At 68.8% G+C, this 23,206-nt stretch carries 16 protein-coding genes; 11 read left to right on the top strand and 5 right to left on the bottom strand.

The features are described from left to right. The first annotated feature begins 7 nt into the window (after positions 1-7). Positions 8-406: a hypothetical protein gene (locus H074_RS39415; RefSeq protein WP_083920475.1), complete on the top strand. Its 399-nt coding sequence runs from the start codon at positions 8-10 to the stop codon at positions 404-406. Then, positions 403-1,047, top strand: a complete 645-nt coding sequence (locus tag H074_RS22085) for a DUF3558 domain-containing protein (protein ID WP_338022542.1) — start codon at positions 403-405, stop codon at positions 1,045-1,047. Before H074_RS39415 ends, H074_RS22085 begins: the two co-directional genes overlap by 4 nt. Here H074_RS22085 and H074_RS22080 read toward each other — a convergent pair. Further along, positions 1,031-2,137, bottom strand: a complete 1,107-nt coding sequence (locus tag H074_RS22080) for a hypothetical protein (RefSeq protein WP_152521469.1) — start codon at positions 2,135-2,137, stop codon at positions 1,031-1,033. The two genes, H074_RS22085 and H074_RS22080, sit on opposite strands and share 17 nt — an antisense overlap. 97 nt (positions 2,138-2,234) lie before the next feature. Between H074_RS22080 and H074_RS22075 the strand changes: the two genes are divergently transcribed. Continuing rightward, complete coding sequence (locus H074_RS22075; protein WP_007032281.1) at positions 2,235-2,954, top strand: TetR/AcrR family transcriptional regulator; 720 nt, start codon at positions 2,235-2,237, stop codon at positions 2,952-2,954. A gap of 3 nt (positions 2,955-2,957) precedes the next feature. Here the strand turns inward: H074_RS22075 and H074_RS22070 are convergent, their stop codons facing one another. The 3 genes from H074_RS22070 to H074_RS22060 form a co-directional block, all read right to left on the bottom strand. After that, entirely contained in the window at positions 2,958-3,695 is a 738-nt protein-coding gene (locus H074_RS22070; protein ID WP_007032280.1) for a 3-oxoacyl-ACP reductase family protein, read from the bottom strand. A gap of 89 nt (positions 3,696-3,784) precedes the next feature. Further along, positions 3,785-6,637 carry a leucine--tRNA ligase gene (leuS, locus tag H074_RS22065; protein WP_007032279.1) on the bottom strand — a complete coding sequence of 951 codons (2,853 nt, stop codon included), beginning with the start codon at positions 6,635-6,637 and terminating at the stop codon, positions 3,785-3,787. A 170-nt stretch (positions 6,638-6,807) separates the two neighbouring features. After that, complete coding sequence (locus H074_RS22060; RefSeq protein WP_007032278.1) at positions 6,808-7,959, bottom strand: esterase-like activity of phytase family protein; 1,152 nt, start codon at positions 7,957-7,959, stop codon at positions 6,808-6,810. Positions 7,960-8,024: 65 nt separating this feature from the next. Here H074_RS22060 and H074_RS22055 point away from each other — a divergent pair, with 65 nt between their 5' ends. Beyond that, complete coding sequence (locus H074_RS22055; RefSeq protein ID WP_007032277.1) at positions 8,025-8,447, top strand: SdpI family protein; 423 nt, start codon at positions 8,025-8,027, stop codon at positions 8,445-8,447. A 51-nt stretch (positions 8,448-8,498) separates the two neighbouring features. Here the strand turns inward: H074_RS22055 and H074_RS22050 are convergent, their stop codons facing one another. Beyond that, a complete protein-coding gene (locus tag H074_RS22050) occupies positions 8,499-9,080 on the bottom strand; it encodes a YqgE/AlgH family protein (RefSeq protein ID WP_007032276.1) in 582 nt (193 codons plus the stop codon). Between the two features lie 211 nt (positions 9,081-9,291). Between H074_RS22050 and H074_RS22045 the strand changes: the two genes are divergently transcribed. From H074_RS22045 to H074_RS22015, 7 genes are all read left to right on the top strand, one after another. Continuing rightward, positions 9,292-10,572 (top strand): MFS transporter, encoded by a 1,281-nt coding sequence (locus H074_RS22045; protein ID WP_007032275.1) that lies wholly within the window; start codon positions 9,292-9,294, stop codon positions 10,570-10,572. Positions 10,573-10,655: 83 nt separating this feature from the next. Next, the gene (locus tag H074_RS22040; RefSeq protein ID WP_007032274.1) at positions 10,656-11,279 is read left to right on the top strand and encodes a YbaB/EbfC family nucleoid-associated protein; all 624 of its coding nucleotides are present in this window, start codon (positions 10,656-10,658) and stop codon (positions 11,277-11,279) included. Beyond that, positions 11,279-11,608 carry a WXG100 family type VII secretion target gene (locus tag H074_RS22035; RefSeq protein ID WP_007032273.1) on the top strand — a complete coding sequence of 110 codons (330 nt, stop codon included), beginning with the start codon at positions 11,279-11,281 and terminating at the stop codon, positions 11,606-11,608. The genes H074_RS22040 and H074_RS22035 overlap by 1 nt, the downstream gene beginning before the upstream one ends. A gap of 10 nt (positions 11,609-11,618) precedes the next feature. Continuing rightward, positions 11,619-18,971: a WXG100-like domain-containing protein gene (locus H074_RS38810; protein ID WP_007032272.1), complete on the top strand. Its 7,353-nt coding sequence runs from the start codon at positions 11,619-11,621 to the stop codon at positions 18,969-18,971. Next, positions 18,968-19,435: a hypothetical protein gene (locus H074_RS22025; RefSeq protein WP_007032271.1), complete on the top strand. Its 468-nt coding sequence runs from the start codon at positions 18,968-18,970 to the stop codon at positions 19,433-19,435. The genes H074_RS38810 and H074_RS22025 overlap by 4 nt, the downstream gene beginning before the upstream one ends. A 37-nt stretch (positions 19,436-19,472) precedes the next feature. Continuing rightward, positions 19,473-20,942, top strand: a complete 1,470-nt coding sequence (locus H074_RS22020) for a TNT domain-containing protein (RefSeq protein WP_007032270.1) — start codon at positions 19,473-19,475, stop codon at positions 20,940-20,942. Then, the gene (locus H074_RS22015) at positions 20,943-23,189 is read left to right on the top strand and encodes an ADP-ribosylglycohydrolase family protein (RefSeq protein WP_007032269.1); all 2,247 of its coding nucleotides are present in this window, start codon (positions 20,943-20,945) and stop codon (positions 23,187-23,189) included. The last annotated feature ends 17 nt before the right edge of the window (positions 23,190-23,206 follow it).

Here is a 23,206-nt window from a genome sequence, read left to right as displayed (position 1 = left end):
GATCTCGATGACTTCGTTCTTCGGGGACGTCTGGTTCCAGAACAGTGACGACGTCGTAGGCGGTGGAGCGGCACCGGCAGGCGGGCAAGGCTTCAGCATGAGCGGTGACGAAATGCGCGCCCTGCTCAAGAAGTGCCAGGACCAACGAACTTTTATCCGCGAGCAGTTTCGGGAAGCGGGACGCTTGTATCAGGTCGTTCCACCAGGCGATGAACCGGCGAGCAGACACGCCGTGAACGGCCCTAACGGCGTCAATGAAACCGGGCGATTCTACGCAGGACATCTGCGATACCAGGATAAGTACTATACGGAACTGATTCTCCGGCTGGAGAAAGCACTGGGACTGACAGAGGAAGCCGACCGGCAAGCGGCCGAAGCGACCGAGAAAAGTGGGACAATCAATTGACCTCACGACACCAACTGGTTTCCATCGCTTTGGCGGCCAGCGGAACACTGCTCCTTGCGGCCTGCGATGGCGGCCGCACCACTCCCGGTACTCCGGCACCGGACACACCTGCCGCATCGTCGAGCGCAGCAGGTGTCCCGAACAATGGAGCACCCGCCGTGCAGAACCCACTACCAGCCAATGTGCTCGACGGAAGCCCCTGCGACAGCGCCCTGACAACCCAACAACTCGAAACCTTCCTCGGCGAACCGAGCCCCGGCAAGCCCAGCACCGACGCCCTCGGCACCGCCTGCGACTGGCACTCCACCACGGGGAGCGGTGCAGGATTCTCGATCGGCTACCAAACCAAATCCGATCAAGGCATCAGCCTCTCCTTCCAGAGCGTGAAACCGAAAGCAGATCGATGGCTGGTCCTCGATCCCATCGACGGCTACCCCGCGATCGGCTATGCCAACAATGTCGGGGCGCCCAAACCGGACGACAAACTGGCGTGCGTGGTCGTGGTCGGGATCTCCGATCAGCTTGCCTATTCGGTTTCCCTCACACTCGGAGACAAGGCGTATCGCGAGGGCAAGGACTCCTGCGATGCAGGCCGCAGCGTGGCGGCCGAAGTCCTGAAGAACCTCAAGGGGAGGGCGTAAGCCGCGCATAGACGGCCTCGGCACCTTTGGCCAGGTTCTCACGAGTCGTGGCCGGATCGGTCTTCGCGGCGATGAGGCTGATCCGCACCATCGAGCGACCGCTGTGGAAGAGGACCTGGTCGCCGTCGGCGCCGAAGTGGCCACAACTGGCCTCTCCGAGAGGCCGGGGTAACTCCACGCCCCGCTCGACGTCGCATTGCTCACGAACACCGGCGATGGCGGCGGCGGGATCCGGTACGGACAGTACGGTCTGCCCCACGGTGACGCTCGGTGCGATTCCCTCCGAGAGCGCCACCTGACCGGCGCGATCACAGCGCATCTCGACACTGTTGTGCTTCGAGCCGGGGGTTTCGCTCAAGCTGAACAGATCCCGCTGCAGACCATCGGTCCGCCGTTCGGTGATCGTGGTGAAGACCTCCGCCGGGAAGGCGGCACAAGGGTCGGCGACGAGGTCGTAGGGGGCGGGGTAGCTGTGTACGGGCATGGACCGCGGCCCTTGGGCGACGTTCCGGCGGATGCCGTCGAGCAGCGTGGTCAAGGTGGCTTCGGGATCGGGGAGCTCGGTGAAGCCGGTGATGCCGAGTTCCAGGATGTTGTAGTCGGTCTGGAGGCTCACCTTGACGTCTTCTGGTGAGCTCTCGGACACCCGGCGAGCGTCGACCTCCAGTACGGCGTCCCGCCAATCCATCCGTAGCGAAAATCGCGAGTGCAAGACGTGCAGGTTCACACTGATATCGGTCAGCTTCGGCGCGGAGGACACGCTGACGCTGCCGCCGCACGTACTCGCCCACGAGCCTTTTCCGGCGAGTTCGGGGCGGTCTCCGTCGGTGGTGCTCAGGCGTTGTCCACCCTGGAGGAAGCCGTCCTTCAACGTCATCCCCGCGGCGGCCAGCACCTCAGGGGTAAGGACCGCGCACGCGTTGTGGACGAACCCGCCCTGAAAGGTGGCGGGCGGTTCGGTGCTGGGTGTCTCCTTGAGGATGAAACGCTGCGGTGGTGGCGGCGGCTCGGCAGTGCCCGCAGCGCCGGGCCGGGGAACGCAGGCCGCGCAGAGTAGGACGGGCACGATCAGCAGAAGTAGGCTTCTCATCGAGCTGGAACGCTACGACTTGCCGACGCGCAAGCCAGCCCGCTCCGGGGTGAGTCCATCTGCCGCGATTCCGGCACTGACCACCTAGAATGCCCGGATGAACAACACCGGCCGCAGGGGTCGCGAGCGGGCCGCGACCGATCAGGACATCCGCCGGACGGCGCGGGCGCTCCTGGTCGAGCAGGGCCCGGAGGCGGTGACCCTGCGGGCGATCGCGCGCGAGCTCGGCATCACGGCGCCGGCGTTGTACCGCTACTACGGTTCCCGCGACGATCTGGTCGAGCACCTTCGCGCGGACGTCGTCGCGGATCTGGCTGCCGGGCTCGCCGAGGACATCGCGCAGCTGCCGGACGAAGGCGCGCTTCAGCTTTTCGCCATTTGCAAGGGATTCCGGCGCTGGGCGCTCACGCACACCAAGGAGTTCACGCTGGTCTTCGCATCGCCTGCGGGCGAGGACACGTTGAGCAGGCTGGGTGAGCCGTTCGGGCGGATCTTCCTCGCGGCGGCGGGCCGGGTGCTCGCGATGCACGACCTGGTGACGCCGTCGAACGACGTGGTCCCGGCCGAGCTGCGCGAAGATCTCACGTCCTTCCAAGAGGAATTGCTCGCCGTGCTGAAGGAGTCCGGGGCGACGTTCCCGCTCGAAAAGCTCGACCTCGGCGTGACGTACCTGATGATCCAGTTCTGGGCCAGGCTCTACGGGCACGTCACGCTCGAGGTCTTCGGCAATTATCCGATCCCGTTCTCGAAACCGGACGTCCTCTTCGACGCGATGCTGGCCGATCTCGCGCGCGAGATCGGCCTGTCCACCGACTAGTCGCTAAGCCGCGTGCCCGCCGTCGACCGAGACGGTCGCCGCGGTCACGTACTTGCTTTCCGGCCGGGCCAGGAACGACACGGTGGCGGCGACCTCCGACGGCGAGCCGTAGCGGTCGAACACCGTCAGGCTCCGCTGGTCGGCGGCGTACGGGCCGTCGGCCGGGTTCATGTCGGTGTCGGTCGGGCCGGGGTGGACGATGTTCACGGTGATGCCGCGCGGGCCCAATTCCCTGGCCAGGCCCTTGGTCAGGCCCAGCAGCGCGGTCTTGCTCACCGCGTACAGCGACATCCCGGGGCCGGGCACGCGGTCCGAGACACAGCTGCCGATGGTGATCACGCGCCCGCCGTCGCCGAGGTGCCTGGCCGCGGCCTGCGTGGCCACGTAGACCCCGCGGACGTTGATCGCGAGCACGCGGTCGATGTCCTCCAGGCTCGTCTGGTCGAGCGGGCCGACGAAGCCGACGCCCGCGTTGTTGACCAGTACGTCGAGCCTGCCGAACTCGGCGACCGCGGTGTCGATCGCGGAAACCAGAGCCGCGGCGTCGGCGTTGTCGGCCTGGACGGCCAGCGCGCGACGGCCGAGCGCCTTGATCTTGTCCACGACACCGGCCGCGAGCTCGGCGTTGTTCTGATAGGTGAGCGCGACATCGGCGCCGTCCTCGGCGAGCCGGATCGCCGTGGCGGCACCGATCCCGCGGCTGCCGCCGGTCACCAAAGCCACCTTGCCGTCGAGGGTCATGCGGTGTTCTCCGTTCGATTTCGTTGTCCTTGAACAACTCCATCGAATCGCCTCATGACCCTCGACGCTGGCGCAATTCGGCCTTGGTGTTACAGCACGATGTTGACCAACCGCCCCGGCACGACGATCACCTTGCGCGGGGTGCCGCCGCCGACCAGCGCGGCGACCTTCTCGTCGGCCAGCGCGGCCGCCTGCACTGCGTCCTTGCCCGCGTCCGCGGGCACGGTGACCCGCGAGCGCACCTTGCCGTTGACCTGGATCGGGTACTCCACGGAGTCCTCGACCAGGTACTTCTCGTCGACGACCGGGAACGGCCCGTGCACCAGGGAATCCGCGTGGCCCAGGCGCTTCCACAGCTCCTCGGCCAGGTGCGGGGCCAGCGGCGCCAGCATCAGCACCAGCGGCTCCACCAGTTCGCGCGGCGTCGCCTCGGTGCCGCCGTAGGTCTTGGTGACGTAGTTGTTCAGCTCGATCAGCTTCGCGCCGGCGGTGTTGAACCGCAGTTCCGCGTAATCCTCACGGACACCGGCGATCGCCTTGTGCAGCTGCTTGCGATCGGCATCCGTGGCGTCCACTGTGGACACACGCAGGTCACCGGTCTCCTCGTCGACGACCAGGCGCCACAGCCGCTGCAGGAATCGCTGCGCGCCGACGACGTCCTTGGTCGCCCACGGCCGCGAGACGTCCAGCGGGCCCATCGACATCTCGTAGAAGCGGAAGGTGTCGGCGCCGTAGTCGGCGGCCATCTGGTCGGGCGTCACGACATTCTTCAGGCTCTTGCCCATTTTGCCGTATTCCTGCTTGACCTCTTCTTCACCGAAGAAGAACTTGCCGTCACGTTCCTCGACCTGGTCGGCCTGGACGTAGACGCCGCGGGAATCGGTGTACGCGTACGCCTGCACGTAGCCCTGGTTGAACAGCTTCCGGTACGGCTCCTTGGACGACACGTGGCCCAGGTCGAACAGCACCTTGTGCCAGAACCGCGAGTACAGCAGGTGCAGCACGGCATGCTCGACACCGCCGACGTACAGGTCCGTGCCGCCCGGGTCTTCGACGCCGTGCTCGGCGGGACGCGGGCCGACCCAGTACGCCTCGTTCTCCGGCGCGACGAACACGTCCGGGTTGGTCGGGTCCAGGTACCGCAGCTGGTACCAGCAGGAACCCGCCCAGTTCGGCATCGTGTTGATGTCACGGCGGTAGGTCTTCTTGCCGTCGCCCAGGTCCAGTTCGACCTCGACCCAGTCGGTGGCGCGCGCCAGCGGCGAGGACGGCGTGCTGTCCTTGTCCTCCGGGTCGAAGGTCACCGGCGAGTAGTCGGCGACCTCGGGCAGTTCGATCGGCAGCATGCTGTCCGGCAGGGCGTGGACCTGGCCGTCCTCGTCGTAGACCACCGGGAACGGCTCGCCCCAGTAACGCTGGCGGGAGAACAGCCAGTCGCGCAGCTTGTACTGGACGGTGCCGCGACCGTGGTCGTGCTCCTCCAGCCAGCCGATCATCGTCTTCTTGGCCTCGTCGACGCCCATGCCGTCCAAGAAGCCGGAGTTGATCGCCGGTCCGTCACCGGTGAACGCCTTGCCGTCGAAGCCTTCCGACGGCCGCACCGTGCGGATGATCTCCAGGCCGAACTTCTCGGCGAACTCCCAGTCGCGGGTGTCCTGGCCGGGGACGGCCATGATCGCGCCGGTGCCGTAGCCCATCAGGACGTAATCGGCGACGAAGACCGGGATCTCCTTGCCGTCGGCCGGATTCACCGCGTAGGAGCCGGTGAAGACGCCGGTCTTCTCCTTGTTCTCCTGACGGTCCAATTCGGACTTCCGCGACGCGGCGGCACGGTAGTCGGCGATCGCTTCGGCCGGGGTGGCGGCGCCGCCGGTCCAGCCCGCGTCGACACCTTCCGGCCACGTGGCGGCGGTCAGCTCGTCGACCAGCGGGTGCTCGGGCGCGACCACCAGGTAGGTGGCGCCGAACAGGGTGTCCGGACGGGTGGTGAAGACCTCGATCTTCTTGTCGCCGGAATCGAACGACACGCGAGCGCCGTGCGAGCGGCCGATCCAGTTGCGCTGCATGGACTTGACCTTCTCCGGCCAGTCCAGCAGATCCAGGTCGTCGACCAGACGGTCGGCGTAGGCGGTGATGCGCATCATCCACTGGCGCAGATTGCGGCGGAACACCGGGAAGTTGCCGCGCTCGCTGCGGCCGTCGGCGGTGACCTCTTCGTTCGACAGCACCGTGCCCAGACCGGGGCACCAGTTCACCGGTGCCTCGGAGATGTAGACCAGCCGGTGCGAGTCGATGATCTCCAGCTGCTCGGCGCGCGTCAGCTCGCACCAGTTGCGGCCGTCGACTGACGGCACTGTGCGGCGCCCTTCCGCGTACTCGGTCTCCAGCTCGACGATCGGCCGGGCCTTGCCCGCCTTCTCGTCGTACCAGGAGTTGAAGATCTGCAGGAAGATCCACTGGGTCCACTTGTAGTAGTCCGGGTCGATCGTCGAAATCCGGCGACGCTCGTCGTGCCCCAGACCCAGGCGCCGGATCTGGCGCAGGTAGGTCTCCATGTTCTCTTCGGTGGTCTTGCGCGGGTGCTGCCCCGTCTGCACCGCGTACTGCTCGGCGGGCAGGCCGAAGGCGTCGAAGCCCATCGTGTGCAGCACGTTCCGGCCGATCATGCGGTGGTACCGCGCGAAGACGTCGGTCGCGATGAAGCCCAGCGGGTGCCCGACGTGCAGGCCGGCGCCCGACGGGTACGGGAACATGTCCTGGACGAACAGCTTGTCCGAGGGGACGTCACCGCTCTCGTCCGCGAGCGGGCCGACCGGGTTCGGTGCGTGGTAGGTGCCGTGGTCGGACCAGTAGTCCTGCCAGCGCTGCTCGATCTGGCCCGCCAGCTCCGCGGTGTAGCGGTGCTGAGGGGCCGCGTCGGCGGCTTCGCTCGCCTGGTTCATCGCCCAAATCCTCCGTGCTCATCCACGTCAAGCCACTCCAGAAACAACTCGACCCCTCAGCCCGGAGGGCATGAGGGGTCGCCGCGCTGGTCCCGGCCGTTCGGCCGAGTTCAGCGCGGCAGGCTAAGGAGCAGCCGAGCCGTGTTCATGAGTCCAGTTTAACCCGCTGGTCAAAGCCGTTCCGAGGGGACCGCCAGAGCGATGAACTGGGTCACCTGGGTCGCGGAGAAGTTGTTGTCGCTGACCAGCACCAGGCTGCGCTCCCCGTTCGGGAGGCGCGGACCCCAGGTCATCCCCTCGACGTTGTCCACAGTGGACAACTTGAAGTCCGCCAGGTCCACGAGCAGGCGCTTCTTGACCGGTTTGACCTTCTTCGCGTCGGCCAGCGAGGGCGTGTTCAGAACGTTCGTGGCGCCCTTGGTGTCGATCTCGTAGACGCGGATCTTGTTGCCGACGCCGGTGACGAACGAACGCTCCATCACCAGGTAGCGGGTCGGATCGGCCTGATCGACGGCCAGCAGCGACGAGATGCCGGTGGTCGCGAAGGCGCCAGGCGGGTTCGGCGACGCGAAGACCTTCTCCTGCGGGTACGCGTACTGCGCGAGAACCGGCCCGGACCGCGACTGCAGGGTGATGCGCGAAAGGGCGCCCGACGTGGTGTTCGCCTCCGGGCCGTCCTGCAGCAGTGGACCCTCGACCGAGCTGGCGATCAGCGACCCGAAACCCGCGAAGGTGAGGCCCTCGAGGGCGAGGTTCTGCCGCGGCCCCGCCGTCTCGGCCATCTTCTCGTTGGCGGGAATCGGCAGGTCGCGGACGTAGGAGCCGTCGCGTTTCGCCTCGCGGATCGACGGGTCGATCCGCGCCGCGGCCGACCGCTCGCCCTCCTGAGACCAGACGTACCGACCGGTCCAGGGGTCGACGCGCAGCTCTTCGGGATCGATGGTCCGCATGTTCGGTGGCTGCGCGGGGTCGTTCTTCGCGAGCGGCGGATACGACGTGCCGTCGGGACGCAGGAGCGGCTTGGTGCCGGTGAAGGTGACCGGGCCGAGTCCCTTGGCGTCGAGGGAGAACTTCGCCGTGTAGAACCGCGCCGGGTTGATGGCGGAGCGGTCGTCGCAGATCAGCGCGTACTCGCCGGTGCGGGGGTCGTAGTCGATGCTGGACAGGCCGCCGACGACGGTGCCCTCGTAGGGCAGGGCGTTCGGGACGATCTGTTCCCCGATCAGGCGAAGCGGACGGTGACCCGCTTCGGCGGCCGGTGTGGCCATCAGGGTGAGGGGAACGGCCCCGATCAGGGCGGTGGCGAAAGCTCGGCGTGACATGGCCTGTAGCACAGTCGATCAGGGTATCCGGCAGGTTGCCGGAACGTCACGCTTATCCTCGTGGAGTGTTCGTCATAGCGCTGGTCCCGATCGTGCTGGGTGTCCTCGTCGGCTGGGGTGGGTTCCTCGGCCTGCGCGAGAAGCTGCCGCGTGACCGCGGCGCCGGCGTGCGCACCGCCGCCACGATGCGCAGTGAAGACGCCTTCCGGCTCGGCAACAAGGTCGCCGGGGTCCCGACGCTGGCGGGCGGCGTGATCGCCGTGCTCGCGGGGATCGCCGCGCTGGTCATGCCGACGACGTTCGGGCTGCTGCTCGCCTCGTTCGTGGGCGTGGTCGGGATGGTCGCACTGGTCGCGGCCGGGGGAGTGCTCGGCAACCGCGCCGCCGCGACGGTGCCCGAGCCCGAACCGGAGCGGCCCGCCGGGTGCAGTGGCTGCGCCTGCGGCACCTGCGGCGTCTTCAAGAAGGCCGACACCGCCACCGCGTAACTCGCGTGATCGGCCGCGTAACTCGCGTGATCAGGCCCGTAACACGCGTGATCAGTTGCGCTGGAGATCTCCCGGATGGGTGGCCAGCAGCGCCAGCGGGATGCCCTGACGGCGCAGCACCTGACCCCAGAGGTCGTGGTGCGGCGAGGCGAGGACGTCGCTGGGCAGCGCCGGGACGATCACCCAGTCGTCGCGTTCGATCTCGTTCGCCAGCTGACCGGAGTCCCAGCCCGCGTACCCGGCGAAGACCCGCACACCGCGGACCTTCGGCACCAGGATCTCGGGATCGGTGTCGAGGTCGACCAGTGCGACCGGGCCGCGGACGGCGATCACGCCGGGCACGCTCGACGCAGTCTCGCCGGTCCGCAGCGCGGCCAGGCACAACGCCGTCTTCTTCTCCACCGGACCGCCGACGAACACCGACTGCGGTTCGGCGACGTGCCCGCCCCAGTTGGGGAGCACGTCGTAGACCGGTACGTCACTCGGCCGGTTGAGCACGACGCCGAGCGTTCCCTCGTCCCGGTGATCGATGACGAACACGACGGTCCGCCGGAAATTGGGATCGAACATCGTGGGGGCGGCGACCAGGAGCGTTCCCGGTTCGACCTCGGCGTCCGCTGGCACGTCCGCCATGATCCCACTTCGAGTGGAGACAAATCGTCCGGCTCTGGGAACAACAGCATCACGAGCACCGTTGGACACAACGGTCGGTGCGCTTTCCGTGTCCCCCGGGCTCACTGAAGAACCGCCTTTGTGGAATACCGTCCGGCTGGAGCCACACTGCGCATAGCCGCCGAGAGGCGACCCTAAAGCGCACCGGCCGCCTTGCCTAAGCTGCGGGCTCGTGACGACAAGCGCCCCGGCGCCTCCTCGGACCTTCATCCGCGACCGTGACTTCCGCCGTCTGCTGTTCACGCGGTTCTCCGCGCACTGGGGCAACGGCATGTACCAGGCCGGATTGGCCGGTGCCGTCCTCTTCAACCCCGAACGCGCCGCCGACGCGCTCGCCATGGCGGGCGGGTTCGCGGCGCTACTGCTGCCCTATTCGATCGTCGGGCCGTTCGCGGGCGCGCTGCTCGACCGCTGGGACCGCCGGAAGGTGCTGATCTTCGCGAGTCTCCTGCGGTCCCTCACCATCCTCGCGACGGCCGTCGCCCTGGGCACGGGAGCGGCCGGGATCGGGCTGTTCTCCCTGGCGCTGGCGTCCGAAGGCATCTCCCGGTTCATCGGCTCGGGTCTGTCCGCGTCGCTTCCGCACGTCGTCGAAGAGAAGTCCGTGGTCGCCGCGAACGCCTTCGCGGCGACTTGGGGTTCGGTGCTCGCCGTCGTCGGTGGCGGCTGCGCGATCGGCCTCCGTGGGCTGACCGGCGCCGACGACGCCGGTTCCGCGTGGGTCACCGCCGTCGCCGCGCTGGGCGGGATCGGTGCTGCGGTCCTCGCCTCCGGTTTCATGCGCGGACTGCTCGGGCCGTCGACGGTCGACGAGCCGTCGAACCCGGCCCTCGCCGTCGCCCGCGGCCTGGCCGACGGCGCGAAGGCGGCCTGGCGCACGCCCAGCGTCACGGCCGGGTTCGTCGCGCTGTTCGCCCATCGCGCGTCGTACGGCATCTCGCTGCTGGTGACCGTGCTGCTGATGCGCAACCACTTCACCGACGCCGGGATCTTCCGCGCCGGGATGGCGGGGCTGGGACAGATGGCGGCGTTCGCCGGGGCGGGCATCCTGGTCGCCGGGCTGCTGACCGCCCGGTTGATCCGGCTGCTGGGCAGAGTCCGCCTCGTGGTGGGCGCGCTGGTGCTGGCGGCGGTCGCGCAGTCCGCGCTCGGCCTGCCGATGGTGGTCCCGGCCGCGTTGGCCGCGGCGTTCCTGGTGACCGGCGCCGGACAGGTGCTGAAACTCTGCGTCGATTCCTCGGTCCAGCTCGACGTCGCCGACGAAGCGAGGGGACGGGTCTTCGCGCTCTACGACACGCTTTTCAACATCACCCAGGTCGCCGCGGTCTCCTTGGCCGCGACGGTGATCCCGGACGACGGCCGGTCGCCGGGGCTGCTGATCACGGCGACCGTCCTCTACCTGGCGGGCGCCGCCGGTCACCTGCTCGCGGTGCGAAAACGCCGGATCCGGTGATACGGCGGCGTCGTTGGCATTAGGGTGACGCTTACCGACACCGGGTGGCGTATGCCCGGGATCCAGTACTCGCGGGGGCTCAAGTGACGACGGCCGGCGACGACAGCGCACGCCTCGAAGCGCGCAATGCCGCCATGAAGGACCAGGTCGACACGCTGCTCGAACAGTTCGAGCGCCAGACGGCCCAGCTCCGGGACGCGCAGGAAGCCGCTTCGCAGACGTCGGCGACGGTGGTCTCGCAGGACGGCCTCGTCCGCGCCACCATCGACGCGACCGGCACGCTCGCCAAACTCGAGATCCAGCCGAACGCCTTCGAGCGCACCACCCCCGCGCAGCTGGCCAACACCGTGCTGACCCTGGTCCGCCAGGGATCGCTGCAGGTCAAGCAGCAGGTCGCCGAGCTGATGGCCCCGATCACCGAAGGGCTGCCGGATCTCTCGGACCTCATCGAAGGCGCTCCTTCCCTGCAGGGGCTGATGCCGACGATCCCGGACTTCCTCGCGGAAGAGGAGGAGCCGGCCGCACCGAAGAAGTCCGACGACGACTTCGAAGACCCGCTGCTGCGCAAGGACGACGCCCCGCCGCCTCCTCCGCCGTCGGCCCCGCCCGCGCCGCCGACGCCGAAACCGATTCCGAAACGCGTGCGTCAGACGCAGGACGATGACGAGGAAGAGCCGCCTTCGAGCTGGCTGACCAGGGGAGTCTGATGCCGAACGGTGGGGGCGGAGCCGGGTTCACCGCGGATCCGGACGCGGTGAAGACGGCCGCGGCCAAACTGGGGATCGCCGCGGATCAGCTGGACGACGCGGGCAAGGAACTGATGGCCGCGATCAACTCGCTCGGCCAGTGCTGGGGCAACGACGACGCCGGCAAGGAGTTCGCGAAGGACTACGAGCCGGGCGCGCAGGGCTCGTCCGAGGGGTTCGCGAACATCGTCGAGGCGCTGCGGGGCATGCAGCACAACGTCGAACGGTCGATGACCGCGTTCACGAACGCCGAGGAAGAGATCAAGTCGACGCTGGACAAGAAGGTCTAGCGCCGTGGGTATGGAGATGCCCGACGCGGTCAAGTGGCTCTTGCCGATCGTCGTCGGGGAAAGCTGGCCCGAAGGCGACGAGGACAAGCTCCGCGAACTGCGCGACGCCTGGCACAACGCCTCGAAGGCCATTCAGCCGATCGCCGACACCGCGACCAAGGGCGCCACCGAGGTCCTCGGCGGCTGGAGCGGCGAGGGCGCGGAGAAGTTCGCCGAGGCCTGGAAGAAGTTCGTCGAGGGCGACGAGGCGTACTTCAAGTCGCTCGCCGATTCCTCGAAGGCGCTCGGCGACTCGTGCAACGCGACCGCGCTGGACGTCGAGTACACGAAGTACATGATCATCATCTCGCTGGTGATCCTCGCCGCGCAGATCGTCGCGATGATCGCGGCCGCGGCGGTGACGTTCGGTGGGTCGACGGCCGGGATCGCGCCGGCGCAGATCGCCACCCGCATGACCGTCCAGATGATCTTCCGGCAGCTGATGCAGAAGCTCGCGCAGGAAGGCTTCAAGAAGGTCGCGAAGGAACTCCTCGAGAAGCTTCTCAAGGAGGGCCTGAAGAAGATCGGCAAGGAGGTCCTGCAGAACACGGCGATGAACCTCGCCATGGACGCGGGCATCCAGGGCCTGCAGATGGCCAAGGGCGACCGCGACAGCTGGGACTTCAGCAAGACCAAGGATTCCGCGATCAGCGGCGCCGTCGACGGCGTGGTCGGCGCGGGCAGCAGCAGTATCGGCAAGGGCGCCACCAAGGGGCTTTCCGACAGCGTGGGCGGCCAGATCGTCGACAGCGCGGCGCGGGGTGCCGTGCGCGGTGCGGCCGAAGGGGTCGCCAGCACGGTCGGCCAGGCCGCCGTCACCGGTGACCTGGACAAGCTCTCGGCCAAGGACATCCTGATGGGCGCGTCCGGAGGGGCCGTCGGCGGCGGTGTCGACGGGGCCAAAAGCCAGATCGGCGACATCCGCACCGCGAACACGCCGAGTACCACGCCGGACGCCGATGGTCCTTCGACGCCGGATGTGGATTCCGGTGATTCCGGGACGCCTTCGCGTACTCCGAGTTCTTCGGACTCTGGCTCTTCCTCGGACTCCTCTTCGCGGTCGGACTCATCCTCGGACTCGGCGCCACGGTCCACTTCGGACAGTGATGCGTCTTCGAGTCGCGATTCCGATGGCGATTCCGCGCCGCGGCGTTCTTCGGAACCGCAGTCGCAGCACACGCCGAGCTCCGAGAACGGCCCGCAGCGGACGGCGGACAACGACCGGGTCAGCCAGTCCTCGACGCAGGCTCCGGAACGTCCGGCGGACGCCCCGGCGAGCACCGGTGACGGTCAGCGCGCGGCGCAGACCCACCAGAACGCCCCGGCGGCTGCCGCGGACAACGGATCCGGTCAGCAGCAGCAGGCCGCGGCGGGGAATCAGCAGCAGGCACCCGCTGCCCAGACGCAGGCACCGGCGCAGGCACCCGCGGCGAGCCCTGCCCAGACACCGGCGGGCAGTCCGGCACAGACACCGGCTTCGAGTCCGGCGGCGAGCCCGTCACAGGGACCGGCGTCCAGTCCGGCACAGAGCCCGTCGCCCAGTCCTTCGCACAACCCGTCGCCGAGTCCTTCGCAGTCCAGCGCGATGCCGCCCGCCGCTTCCTCCGGCGCCCCCGCCTCGACGGGTGCGCCGTCGAGTTCCGGCGGGTACGGCATGGCGCCGAGCCCGGGTTCGAGCTCGCCCGCTCCGTCGGGCGGATACGGCATGGCGCCCGGCGGCAACCCGCCCGGCAACGGGCCTGCCCCCGGCGGTTTCCCGCCTGCCGGGCACGATCCCTCCCGGCCCGTCCGGCCGAACGACAGCGTCCAAGCCGCGGGCCTCGCCGGCAACGGCGGACCGCAGCAGCCGCGCTTCGACCAACCATCCGGTCCGATGCCCTTCCAGGGCCAGCAGCCGATGCAGCCCCCGCCTCCAGGTGGTTTCGCGCCTCCTCCACCGCCGTCTCCCGGTGGTGGCGGTGGTCCCATGCCGCATCGAGGACAGCAGGGCCCGCAGGGTCAGCCAGGCCCGATGGGTCCGCGTCCGACCGGACCGCAGCCGCCTCAGCACCCCCGTCAGGGTGGATATCCGCAGGACCGCGGGCCGCGGCAGCGTCCTCAGCAACCGCCGCAGCCTCCGGGCCCGCAGGGCCCGCCGCGACCGCCCCAGGGGTATCAGGGCCGGCCTGGACCGGGTCCCGGGCCGAACGGCGGGGTCCCGCCGCGTCCGCAGACACCTCCGCCCGGCCCGCCTCCTGGCAACCGCGGTCCGGCGGGCTACCCGCCGCCTCCGCCGCGGCCCCAGCATCCGGGCAACGGTCCTTTCCCCGGCAACCGCGGTCCCATGCCGCCGCCTCCGCCCGGTCACCACCCGGGTCAGCCGGGACATCCCGGACAGCCCGGTCGTCCGATGCCGCCCGGCGCCGAGCCGCCGCGCTTCGGTGGTCCGCAACGTCCGCCGCAGGTCCCGGCGCCGCGTCCCGGCCACGACGGGAACGCGGGACCCCAGGACCGCACGCCTCAGGACCGCACGCCTCAGGACCGCACCCAGCAGCCGCAGCGTCCCCCGCAGCAGCAGCCCCCGGTGCGGCCGGTGGAGCACGCGCGGCAGGCACCCCTGGACCACGGCGGGAACCTGCCCAAGGACACCGAGCTCCCGAAGGACGTCGACGCGCCCAAGGACACGGACGTCCCCAAGGATGTCGAGACGCCGAAGGATGTCGAGACGCCGAAGGACACCGACGCCCCCAAGGACACCGAGGCGCCCCACGACACCGAGGCGCCCCAGGACGTCACGCCCGACGACAAGACCACCGACGACCTCGGTTCCACCGTCGACGAGCCGTACCTGACGGATCCGGACTTCCACACGGACGATCCCGCCGCGTACCGCGCGCTCGCCGAGACACAGATCGACAAGCGCGGTTTCGACGAGAACACCGGGGAAGCACGCAGCGAACAGGTCCGCCGCGAAGGTCTCGCCAAACGCGACGCCCACGAAGACCCGCGCGTCAAGGAGATGTCGGATCAGGGCGCGTACGCGGTGCACAGCTACACGCGCACGGACATGGCCGAGCGGATCACGCACGCCCAGCGCCATGGTGGCGCGGAGCTGGACGCGCTCCGGCCGCATATCGAGGCGATCACCTCCGGCCTCAACGAGATGCCCGCCTACGAAGGCCTCGTCTCGCGGCGGGTGAACTTCAACGGCAACGAGAGCGCGATCCGCGGCTTCCTCGAAGCGCACGCCAAGGGCCAGGTCATCGTCGACCCGCAGATGCTGAGCACGTCGCGGGTCACCGCCGAGCATCCGCGCAGCACCTTCCCCGGTGAGGTCGAGATGCGCATCCAGTCGAAGACCGGACGCCACATCGAAGACCTCGCGTCCAAAAAGGACGAACGCGAAGTGCTGATGAAGTCGGCGACGCAGTTGCGCGTCACCGACGTCAAGATGGGCCCGGGGCATCCCGATCACCCGGACTACAAGAAGCGGCTGGACGACGGCTCGCCCAACGACCTGCCGAAGTGGATCGTCGAATGCGAAGAGGTCGTCGCCGGTGAAGACGGCCACCTGAACCCGGACGAGGTCCACCAGAAGGTCGCCGAGCGGCGCGAGTACAACAACGCCGAGCAGGATCGCCTGGCCAGGGAAGAGGCCGACCGCGACGCCCAGCTGCGCCGCGATCACCCGGAGCTGTTCCAGAGCCAGGGCTTCGCGGGGCTCGAAACCAAGCTGGCCGACGGCAAGGGCGGCTGGGTCGACGTCACCGACGCCCCGGTCCGGGAGACCCCCAAGCCACCGAGGGAACACGTTCCCGACGGCGGCTGGTCCGAGCTGGCGAAGCCGCTCGAAGAAGGCGGGACACCGGTCATCCACGCCGGTTCGACCGAGACGCCGCACCAGCAGGTCCGGCTGGTCATGGACGAGGTTCCCGCGATCGGCGAGGCGAACACCCGCAACTACTACGCGCCCGAGTCGTGGAAGGACGGCTATCAGACGAACTCGGCCGAGGCGCTGGTCGCGTTCGAGGACCGGATGAACGGTGGCGACTCGGTCGCCGGACCGTCGACCGGCGGTTCGCCGCTGCAGCACGTCAGCGATCGACTCGGCGGGCAGTGGTCGGATCGGAACGGATTCGCCGACGTCGCCCGTGAGCTGGGTGAACGTCCGGTCGGCGCGCGGACCGCGGTGGCGTTCGAGCATCACGCCGCCGCCGATCCGGACGCGCCGGAGGGCTCGCCGCGGTCCAAGGACCGGATCGAGACCAGGATCGTCGCCGCGGTGAACACGCCGCACGGCGTCGTCTTCGCCGACCCGATGACCGGGCGGCTCGCGACGCTGCCCGACGATCCGACGTCGATCAGGGCGATGCCGATGGGCGGTGGCGACGCTCCGCACGTCCACACGCCGGAAGCACCGGAGCCAGCGCACACAGAAACGCACACCGAGACCCACACCGACCGGACGGACGAAGCCGAAACCCCGGTCCAGGAGCAGGCACCCAAGACCGAAGTCGACATCGCCGAACGGCTCAAGGGCCCGGAAGAAACGCCCACGCGACTCGACGAGAGTTACCTCGGCGACGAAAACTTCCGTGGCACGCCGGAGGATCACAAGAGCCTCCGGGATCGCTACGACAGCGCCGACCTCGCCGAGCAGGCCCGCGAAAAGGCGCTCAAGCGGCTCGAAGCCAGCCCGCTGAAGGACCGCGTCTCGCCCGAAGCGGCGGAGGCGATCTACTCGTACTCGCGCGAACACGCCTACGCGATCAACGAAGCGAACCGCCGGGGTGAGTCGCACCCTGACTTCGAAAACGCCCAGCGCAGCACCCGGGCGATCGTCGGCGCGCTCAACGAGCTGCCGGACTTCCACGGCGAGGCCATCCGCGGCATCGACACCAAGGGCGACATGCAGGCCGCCGCGATCATGGCGGCGCACTACGAACCCGGCCAGACCGTCCCCGAGCCGACGATGACCAGCTCGACCATCAAGACGTCGCCGGACACGAAGTCGAAGTTCGGCCAGGACGTCGAGATCCACATCGTCTCGAAGACGGGCAAGGACGTCTCGTCGCTCGCCGAGAACCCGGGCGAGCACGAGGCCATCAACAAGCCGGCCACGCAGCTTTACGTGCACAGCAAGGAGTTCAAGACTCCGCCACTGGTCGACCGGCCGAAGTGGGTCATCCACGCCGAAGAGGTCACTCCGGGCGACCCGCGCTACCTCGACCCCGAGACCGCCAAGCAGAAGATGGACGAGCGGCGGGCCCGGCACGCCGCGGAGGCGCCGGAACTCGCGCGTCTCGCCCAGGCCCAGTCGATGGCGCGCCTCGGCGGCTTCGACGAGCCGCAGACCCCGCATCTCTCCACGGAAAATCCGGCGGAGCACGGGGTCGCGGACGCCGACAAGGGACACGAGTACGGCGAACAGCCCGCTCAGGACCACTCCGCCACCGAAGACACGGTGGAGTCGTCGGAGTTGCCGGTCCCCGAGCGGGACTACTCGTCGATGGCGGTCGCGACGAACCCGCCGAGCGAACCGGCGATCCACGCCGGTTCGGCGAGCCCCGCTCAGCAGGCCGCGTACATCGCCGACCGGCACCCGCGGCTCGGCGAGGTCAACCCGCACTTCAACGACCCCGACGCGCTGACGAACGGCTACCGGTCCAACTGCACCCGCACGCCGGGTGCGTACATGGACCGGCTGAACGGCATCGATTCGACGGCCGAGCCGCTGCTCGTGCACGAGATGGACAGCCGGGGCACGCTGGAGCACGTCGAGGAACGGTTCGGCGGGCAGTTCTCCGACCGCGCCGACTACGACACCGTCATCCGCGAGATGCGGGGCATGCCCACCGATCACCACGCGGTCGTGGCGGTGAAGTACCTCGACGAGAACGGCGTCGAGCGCGGTCACGTCGCGATGGTGGCCAACACGCGTGACGGAGTCGCGTTCATCGACCCGCAGTCGGGTGCGCTGATGAACCTGCCGCATCCGCCGCTGGGCATGAAACTGATGCACGTCGGTGTCCCAGAGGGCCCGGCCGCGCAGCACACCGACGGGCACACCTCGCAGACCGAGACCTCGTCGACGCGGCCCGTCGACCCGCGGATCGCTTTCGCGCGGCCGGATCAACCGCCGGTGGACCCGCGCATCGCCTTCGCCAGGGAAGACACGCCCGACGTGCAGCCGTCGCGGATCGGGCCGGACGGCCGTCCGATCGTGACGCCGCCGCGCGACGCGGGCTACGGCATGGCACACGACGAGCCGCCTCACGGGGACCGGGCCGAGGCCGAACGGTTCCTGAACGATCCCGAGGTCGCGGCCGCCGTCGACGGACTGGACCCGGACAAGAAGCGGGCCGTCCACGAGGACGAAAACGGGGTCAAGCACGACGTCGGGCCGATGCGGGACTTCATCCGCGAGCACCTGCCCGCGCATCCGGAACTCGTCCGGCTGATGGAGCACCCGGACAACGCGTACCTGCGGGCTTCGCTGCTGAACAACCCGATGACGATCGGCAGCCTGCTGCTGCACCCGGAAGCCATCCCGATCCTCGAAGACGCCCTGCGTGACGTCGAGGAACGCGGCTACCAAATGATCGACGACGTCCACCAGGACGGTCCTGGCGACACCCCGCTGACACAGGAGCAGCGGGAAGTCTCTGACGCGGCGGCGCGGATCGCGGCCGAGTCGGACCCCGACCATCGCGTCCACGCCGGTTTTTCTCCGGAACACATCGGCGACGCGGCGAAGATCGATGAGTTCCTCGCCGCCGAGCGAGCGGCCTGGCCTCAGAATCAGGGTGACCTCAACCGGATCGCCGAACGTATCGCGAGCGAGAACGACGGTCACGCCGGTAGCCGCCCGAGTCCCAAGGACGACGATCGAGCCCGGGCGAAGATCGCCAAGTACGAGGGTGACGCTTCCCTGCTGACGGATCTGGTGGGAGCGAAGATCCAGTTCGGCACCCTGGCCGATGTCTACAACGCGCTCGACGCGGTGATCGCCGACCCGGATCTCGAAATCGTCAGCTTCGACGACCGGTTCGCGGGGCCACAGGACAGTGGGTACCGCGATCTGCAGATGAACGTCCGGTTGCCGAACGGGCATGTCGCCGAACTGCGGCTGCACCTGAGGCATATCGACACCGTCTCGGCCTACGAACACGCGTTGTACGAGGTCCGCCGTGACTTCCCGACGTACAACCTGACACTGGACGAGAACAACAAGAAGAGGTTGTCCCCGGAACAGGCCCTGCTGGACGCCGCCCTGATGGACCGGGTCCGGGAGAAGTTCATGGCCGGCCTGCGCGAGGGCCTGCCGCCTGAGGAGAACACGTGATCCAGACACCGTCCTTCTACACCTACTTCGGGAAGACCTACCGCATCGAGTCGACGCCCGACGGTGGGCTGACGGGTTACCTCCTCAACCTGCGCTCCGGCGAGTTCGACGAAAAGCCGGAGCACGTGCGCGAGGTCATGTGGGCGATGGCGAGTTCGGACATCAGCAAGGTGTCCGAAGAGAAGTTCGTCCAGGAGACCGAGCGCGCCCGCGAGCGGTACCTCAAGGGCAGCGGTCCGATCTTCGCGCTGTACGAGACCATCGACGGCCTCTACCAGCAGGCAAGGCGCGAGAACCGTCGCGTGGAACCGCAGGAATCGGCCTTGATCCAGTCACTGCGCAAGCGCACCTTCAAGATGTGGGAGGACGAGCTGGCCCGCCGCGCCGCCGGGGAGCCGCCGTCGTTCCGGGCGGAGCCGCGTTTCCCCGGATACGAACCACCGGAGGAAGGGGACTCGGAATGAGCCCGCTCAGCCGGCCGAACCGGGCGCGATGATTCACGTGGAACAACTCACTCCGGAACAACAGCGCGGGCTGCTGGTCCAGATCGGCAGGCTCATCCTGGCGGGTATCACCGACCCCGCCCATGCCGCGGTCGCCGATTTCCGGCAGGCCGGGGAGCACACCGAACTCGAGGGCCACAACCTCGCGCCCGCACCCGAGCTGAACGATCTTTTCGGCAGGCTCCGCACCGGTATGTACGCGACCGGCCGGGGGACCTGGCTTCAGTCCCGGTTCACGCTGAAGCCCGATGGCACCTTCGACTTCGACTTCACCCTCGACGACGAGCCGGCGTGGACCGAGGCACCGCCGTCCTCGGCGTACCCGGACGAGCTGGCCGCGTTCCCTCGAGAAGACGAGCACATCCCGGACTGGTGGCGGCTCCGCGCGCAGCTGCCGTTGCGCGTCGAGTTCCGGCACGCCCGGATCGTCGACGCGTACACCGAGGGCGAGCCGCCGGTGGTGGACAGACCGGAGCTCGACGAGTCGGAAGCGCCGCTGATCGCCCAGTACCTCGAGCGTGAACCGGCGATCCTCTCCGGCAGCGGTCTCGGCAAGGACATCTTCGATCCGGAGGCCGACGGCGACGTCCCGGAGAGCTACCACACCGACGGCACCTGGATCTGGCACGCGTCCGTGCCGCACTACCTGCGGAAATACGGGATCTCGCCGGAGCCGGAGCTGGTGGAGCACATCCGGGGCCAGCGGTTCCAGCCGCCGTACGTCGAGCACCTCGTGCGGCGGACCGCGGAAGCGGATCTGCTCGGCAAGCCGCGGCCGAAACCGGGCCGCTCCGACGTCAAGAAGACCGAAGGCGACATCGCCGCGGAGCTGGAGACGTCGCCGAATCCGGCGCTGACCGACGAAGAACTCCTGGTCGTGCTGGTCAGCAGGCTCGGCGAGCACGCCGTCTGGCCGGAGGCCTACCGCATCGGCGACCGCGCGGACGGCGCCTGGTGCCTCAACTTCACCGAGAAGGGCTGGGAGGTCGCGGCCTACTCGGGCGGCGCCGCGGTCTCGCCGAAGTACTTCGACAAGCTCGAAGACGCGTCGCATCAGCTCCTCGGCGCGGTTCTGCTGCATCCGGCGAGGATGACCGCCGGACACGAGACGCCACTGGAGACGGCGAAGGAACTCGCCGACTGGCCGGTGCGGGCGGCGCCGGGTGAGCCTCCCCTCACCTTGCTCCGCAACAAGCGCGTCAGCCGGATGGTCGCCGGTACGGTCGTACTGCGGTTCGGCGAGGAAACCGGCAATCTGGTTCACCACGGAGGGGTACGGTTCGCCACGACGTCCCTGCCGCTGGAACGGGAGCGTGTCGGTGGGACCTACCGGCTGCGACGCCCGCTCCACGTGATCATCGGTGTCACCGTCCCTTGGGCGAACATGCCCGGTGGGGCGGTGGCCTACGTGCTCCCGAGGACCATCGCCGAGCACGTGTCCGACGGCAGCCTGGAGAGGATCGAGTAGGTGGAATCGGCGGAAGCGGTAGCCAAGGTCGAAGAGTGGCTGCGCGCGGTCCACGGTCCGGACGTGTCCGAACCGGGCGGCGCCGGCCTGCGCGTGAACCACGAGAAGGTCCTGCGCATCCCCGAAGGCTGGTCGGTCCCCTACAACACGATCGCCTTCCTCGACGAGGGTCATGCCGAGAAGGAGATCTTCCCGCCGCCGTCGGTGATCGTCCGCGAACCCGACGGCGAGCTGCGCCAGGCGCATCCGCAGCCCGGCGGGCTCAGCGTCCCGGTCGCGTTCCCCGGCCAGGAGGCTTGGCGCGAGGTCGTCGACCCCGAGTACGCCAAGGCCGGGCTCGGTGACCTCGGCGTCCCGCCGGTGGTCGTCGCGGGCTGGGTCAAGGTCAACGCGGACGGCGTGCAGACCGGGGAAGAACGGGAGAACCCCGAGTACAAGGCCGGTCCGGTCCGCCGTGGCTACCCGAAGCCGGAGAACAAGCTCGAAACGCTGCTGTCGTTCGCCAGCGTCGGCTGGCTGACCAGGGAACAGCTGCTCATCGGTCTGCTGCGGTGCGAGGTCTACGTCCCGCTCGACCTGGCGTCGGGCAAGACGGAGCGGTTCTACTTCAACGAGGAACGCGCCGAGCTGAGGGTGTTCAGCTCGACCAGGAACCTCCCGTCCCGCGAACACGGGTACTGGAAGGTCGACATCGCCACCCTCGCCGGGTACGAGAGCCCACCGAACCTCGTGATCAACGGCGGTCCCGCGACGTTCGAGGACGTCAGCGGCGCCGAACTCGCCGAGACCGCCCTGCGGTTCCCGCGCCGGGGCCCGGGGGTCGACGTCAACGAACGCTGCCCCGAAGCGGATCCGGAGCTGGAGACCCTCGCCGCCGAAACGGCCGCGAAGATGGGCCTGCCCGAACCGGTGAAGCCGCCGCTGGCCGCCGCCGAACGGGCACGCCGCCGCGGGTTCGAACTGACCGCCGAGGAATGCCAGAAGACCGTCCTCGGCCAGTCGTGGCTGGCGCGGCTCAAGCAGCCGGAGCCACCCCGCGTCCGCCCGAACGACCTGCGCGTGAACGGGCTGGCGCCGGGCTACGACAACGAGGGGCAGATCCAGCCGCGGCTGGACACCTTCGGCAAGTACTTCGACCGAGACCGCTCCAGCTCGCGCTACGGCTGGCAGCGCGTCACGGGCGCGTACGTGGGCTTCGCGCTCGGTGAGGCACTCGGGGCGGCCGTCGACCGGATGCGGCTCGACGAGATCCACAACACCTACGGCCCGGACGGGGTCACCGATCTGACGGTCGCGTTCGACCAGCCCGGCCGGTTCGGGCCGCTCACCCAGCGGCTGCTGTTCTACACCGAGGCCGTGATCCGCAGCCCGCATCGCGAGCAGCCGGAGAACCGCGACGCCGAGAAGGCGCTCGGGACGGTCGCCCGAAACTCGCTGATGCGCTGGCTGCACACCCAGGGCGCACCGCTGGACAACGCCGACGGCTGGCTCGTGAAGGTGCCGGAACTCCGCGTCCGCCGCACCCCCGACGACGCCGAACTGAACGCCTACCACGCGCTGGCGACCGTTTCGCCGACGGCGATGCCGATGAGCGGGCCGGACGCGCTGGTCGCGGCGCTGCCGGCGGCGATGACCGCGGCGGGACCGGGGAGCGCGATGAGCGGCGGCGTACGCCAAGCGGTGCGCGACCTCGTCGCGGTGACGCATCCCGGTGAGGTCGACGTCGAAGCGGCGACCTACCTGAGCTGGCTGTTCGAACCCGCGCTGACCTCGGAGGCGTTCAGCTACCCGATCTGGAACACCTCACGTGAGATCTTCAGCGACCAGAACCCGCACCAGCGGGGACCGGTCTGGGCGGATCTCAAGGCGATGGTCGCGGAATCGGTGCCGTTCTTCGGCAAGCACGGCCTGCCCGATCTGCGGGTCCCGGAGCTGATCGGCGACGGCAAGGGCACGCTCTCCGTGCTGGGCCGCGCGTTCGCGGCGCTGTCCGGTTTCGAGAACTACCCGGAGCAGGCACTGCTGCGGTCGGTCAACCACTCGGGCCGCAGCGCGATCACCGGTGCCATCGCGGGCGCGCTGCTCGGCGCCCGCACCGGTATCCCCGGTCTGCCGCAGAAGTGGGTCGAGCAACTGGAACTGCGCTACCTGGTGGAGAACATCGCCACGGACGCGTTCTGGCACTTCGACCGCCACTCGGCGCTGCACGAGGTCGACGGCTGGGCCCAGCGATATCCGCGCTGGTGAAAGATTCTGGAATGGGG

Origin of the sequence: Amycolatopsis decaplanina DSM 44594 (genome assembly GCF_000342005.1) — a bacterium.
GTDB lineage: Bacteria > Actinomycetota > Actinomycetes > Mycobacteriales > Pseudonocardiaceae > Amycolatopsis > Amycolatopsis decaplanina.
Note: the sequence above shows the minus strand (reverse complement) of the source record. Positions and strands in the feature narration are given on the sequence as shown.